Origin of the sequence: Pseudoxanthomonas mexicana (genome assembly GCF_001556105.1) — a bacterium.
Classification (GTDB): Bacteria; Pseudomonadota; Gammaproteobacteria; order Xanthomonadales; family Xanthomonadaceae; genus Pseudoxanthomonas_A; species Pseudoxanthomonas_A mexicana_A.
Genome location: NZ_LSIF01000001.1, coordinates 1 through 4291 on the forward strand (window position 1 = coordinate 1; position 4291 = coordinate 4291).

Sequence of the window (4291 nt, forward strand, 5' to 3'; positions counted from 1 at the left end):
CGGTGCGCAAGGCGATCGCCGCCGCACCCAAGGCGTCTTCGCCCACGCCGGCCGCCGCCAAGGCCATCGCCCGCAAACCCGTCGCCCGCGCGCCGGAGCCGGCGTTCGCCGAGGGCGACTGGCAGGAGTTCTGAACAGGCCCCTACGCCGCGCTCCGCCCGTCCCGTGACCGCGTTCAAGTAACCCGGGCGCTGGCCGATACGTCCCCAGAAGGTTCACTTTCCCGGCTCCCGATGACCGTCGCACCCACTGCCAACGACGACGCCAGCCATCCGGCACCCGTGCACGGCGAGGACAGCGCATGCTGCGCCGTACGCTGAACGCACTGGCCCCGCTGCGCGACGCGCAAGCGCCGGTCGAGCCGGCGCAGGACAGCCTCTGGCATGTGCTGGAGCAGTCCGTCGATGCGGCCTTCGTCATCGACAGCCGCCACCGCGTGGTGCTGTTCAATCCGGCGGCCGAAGCGCTGTGGGGCTGCCGCCGCGAGGACGTGCACGGCCTGCCGTTCACGCGCCTGCTGGCGGAGACGCAGGCCGGCGGCACCGCCGAGTCGACACTGGCGTCCCTGCTGGGCAGCCATCGCGATGCGCAGCTGGTGCGGCCGGATGGCAGCGAGAACGCCTGTTCGGTGTCGATGTCGAAAGTCGTCATCGGCGAGCATGTCTTCCATACCGCCTTCATCCGCGACACCGGCGACCAGCAACGGCAACTGGCACGGTTGCGGCAGTTGTCCATCGTGGTGGACAGCAGCGACAACGCGATCTTCATCAGTTCGGCCGAGCGCGAGGTCGTCTACGTCAACAGCGGTTTCACCCGCATGCTCGGCTACCGACTGGAGGAACTGCGCGGCGTGAAGCCCTCGGAGTTGCTGTCCGGGCCGCATACCGACGCGAGCCTGGACGAGCGCATCAGCCGCGCCATGGCCGCCGGCGAGGGCCTGCAGACCGAAGTGCTGCTGTACACCAAGGCCGGCCGCCCGCTGTGGCTGTCCACCGCGATCAACCCCGTGCACGACGAAGACGGCACGCTGCTGGGCCTGGTGAGCGTGCTCAGCGACATCACCCAGACCAAGATGCACCAGGTGCTGCACAACAAGGTGCTGGACGCGCTGGTGCACGAATGGAACGTCACCGACGTGATGACGCTGATCTGCCGCGAGGTGGAGCACATCGCGCCCGAGCTGACGGTTTCCATCATCACCGTGGACAACGAGGGGCTGATGCATGCCCTCGCCTCGCCCAGCCTGCCGGAAGCCTGGGCGCGCAAGATCGACGGCCTGCCGATCGGGCCGCGCGCCGGCGTCAGTGGCGTGGCCGCGTGGCGCGGCCGTGCGGTGCTGGTCAAGGACATCGCCAGCGATCCGCTGTGCGCCAACACCCGCCACCTGACCACGCCGCTCGGCCTGCGCGCCTGCTGGACGCACCCCATCAAGTCGAGCAGCGGCCGCGTGCTGGGCACGCTCTCGTTCTACTACCGCGAGAACCGCGGTCCCGAAGAGCTGCACGAGCGCCTCGCCGATACCTGCCTGCACCTGTGTGCGCTGACGCTGGAACGCGAGCAGACCAACGAGCGCGTGCACCAGCTGGCGTTCTACGACACGCTGACCGGCCTGCCGAACCGCATCATGTTCAGCGCCAAGGCGGAGCAGGCACTGGCCAACGTCACCCAGACCAACGGCACGGCCGCCGTGCTGTTCATCGACCTGGACCGCTTCAAGCGCGTCAACGACGCACAGGGCCACGCCGCCGGCGATGGACTGCTGCGCGATGTCGCCGCGCGCCTCAGCGAGGAACTGGGCGGCATCAACATCGTCGGCCGCCAGGCCGGCGACGAATTCGTCGCGGTGCTGCCGATGTGCAGCGCCGAACAGGCGGGCAGCGTGGCGGAGCGCCTGCTGGGCGCGATCGCCGCGCCGACCACCGCGGGCTTGATGACCCTGCATCCCAGCGCCAGCATCGGCGTGGCGATGTTCCCGGACGACGGTCGCGACATCGACCTGCTGGTGCGCCACGCGGACATGGCGATGTACCGCGCCAAACGCGATGGCGGCAGCAGCTTCCGCTTCTTCAGCGTCGACATGAACCGGCTGGCGCAGGAGCGCGTGTCGCTGGAAACCGCGTTGCGCGATGCATTGCGGCTGGACCAGCTGAGCCTGCACTACCAGCCGCAGGTGGGCGGTGGCGGCAGCCGCCAGCTGTACGGCGTGGAAGCGCTGCTGCGCTGGCACCACGCCGACCTCGGCGTCATCCCGCCGTCGCGCTTCGTGCCGGTGGCCGAAGAATGCGGCCTGATCGCCGACCTCAGCCTGTGGGTCCTGCGCCAGGCGTGCGCGCAGATGGCCGACTGGCGTCGCCGTGGCATCGACATCCCCCGCATCTCGGTGAACATCTCCGCGATCAACTTCCGCGATCCGCAGCTGTCGCTGCAGATCTCCGACCTGCTCGACGAACACGGCCTGGTGCCGGCCGACCTCACGCTGGAGATCACCGAGAGCGTGATGCTCGATCCGGACCCGGACGTGCTGGAGAACATCGAGGCGATCTACCTGCTGGGCGTGCGCCTCTCGCTGGACGATTTCGGCACCGGCTATTCCAGCCTCAGCCACCTGCACCGCTTGCCCATCAGCGAATTGAAGCTGGACCAGAGCTTCGTGCGCGACATCGACACCAGCGCCATCGCACGCACGCTGACCTCGTCGGTGCTGCGCATCGGCGAGAGCCTGGGCATGAAGGTGGTGGCCGAGGGCGTGGAAACCGAGTCGCAGCGCCGCTTCCTCACCGAGCAACGCTTCCCCGTGCTGCAGGGCTATCTGTTCTCGCCGCCGCTGCCGCCGGGGCCGCTGGAACACTGGCTGCAGACACAGGACTACACCGCCGCGCGCGAAGCGGACGCCGAGCGCATTCCGGCGTGACGCCGTTGCCGGGGACCGGCGAACTGTGATGCGTTTCCCATTCGCGCACACCCGCCCCGCGACGCGCTGCCACCCACTCAAGTTTGATCCTGGCCGGCCGATCTCAGGCGATGAGCATTTCCCACCATCACTGCCCATCCGGAGTTCCTGGCATGAAGATCGCATCCGTCCTGACCCTGTCCATCGCCGTTGTCGGCGCCGCCCTGCTGATGCCCGCCGCCCCGGCCAGCAGCCAGTCGCAGATCGACAATGCGATCCCGGCCGACATGGCATCGCGCTTCACCGGCAAGGCCGGCACCGTCTGCGGCAAGGTCGGCAAGGCCCGCTTCGCCGAGAACACCGAAGGCACCCCGACCTTCCTGTACATGGGCGGCAACTTCCCGCGCCACACGTTCACCGCGCGCATCCCCGGTGACGCGCGCGCCAAGTTCAAGCCCGCGCCGGAAGAGCTGGAAGGCAAGGACGTGTGCGTGATCGGCACCATCGAGCGTGACCAGGCGCGCGCCGAGATCGTGGTGAGCTCGCCGTCGAACCTGAAGCTGGCGACGATCCGCTAAGCCGTTCCACGGGCAGGGCGCCACGCCCTGCCCTGTCCTGTCCTGCTGGCCACTGAAAGAGCGGCGCGGCACGCGCCCCGGTAAAGGAAAAAGAATCCCATGCAGCGGATCAAGAACCTCAAACTGACGACGAAGATGATGCTTGCTTTCGGCGTCGTGCTGGCCCTGATGCTGGTCCAGGGCATCGCCGCGTTCGTCGGCCTGAATTCATTGAACGGTGCCACCACCGAAGTCACCGCCAACGTGTTGCCCAGCGTCAAGGCCGCAGGTGATCTGCAGAGCCTGCTGGGCGAGTACCGCACGAACTCCTATCGCCAGCACGTTCGCGCCAGCGATGCCGTCAAGGCCGAGGCAAGAAAGCTCGCCGGCGAGACCGAGAAGCGCATCGACCAGGCGAGCAAGGACTACGCCAAGCTGATCACCAGCGCCGAGGAGAAGAAGGCCTACGACACCTTCGCCAAGGAATGGAAGGCGGCGCAGCAGTCCTACACCGAGGTGCAGGAGATGCTCGACCTCGGCCTGCCTGACGATGCGGTGGACACCTTCATCGGCGCCACCCGCGACCAGCACCGCAAGGCGACGAGCGCATTGGCCACCCTGATCAATGTCGTCGACCAGCAGGCCAAGACCGCCAGCGCCAGCGCCAGCAGCACCTACACCGCCTCCAGCACGCTGATGATCGTCATGCTGCTTGTCGGCATCGTCGGCGGCCTGGCCCTGGCGTGGTTCTTCGCCCGTGCCATCGCCAATGCGGTCGGCGAAGCCGTGCGCGTGGCCAACGATGTCTCCGCCGGCAAGCTGGACGGCAAGATCGACACCAGCC

3 protein-coding genes are annotated in these 4291 nt (G+C 68.0%); all 3 read left to right on the forward strand.

The annotated features are described in order from the left end of the window. The first annotated feature begins 301 nt into the window (after positions 1 to 301). Positions 302 to 2911: an EAL domain-containing protein gene (locus tag AX730_RS00005; RefSeq protein ID WP_083537601.1), complete on the forward strand. Its 2610-nt coding sequence runs from the start codon at positions 302 to 304 to the stop codon at positions 2909 to 2911. Positions 2912 to 3063: 152 nt separating this feature from the next. Continuing rightward, positions 3064 to 3468, forward strand: a complete 405-nt coding sequence (locus AX730_RS00010; RefSeq protein WP_062350208.1) for a hypothetical protein — start codon at positions 3064 to 3066, stop codon at positions 3466 to 3468. Positions 3469 to 3567: 99 nt separating this feature from the next. Next, positions 3568 to 4291, forward strand: a 724-nt coding sequence (locus AX730_RS00015) for an MCP four helix bundle domain-containing protein (RefSeq protein ID WP_198146934.1), incomplete at its 3' end; no start/stop codon positions are given.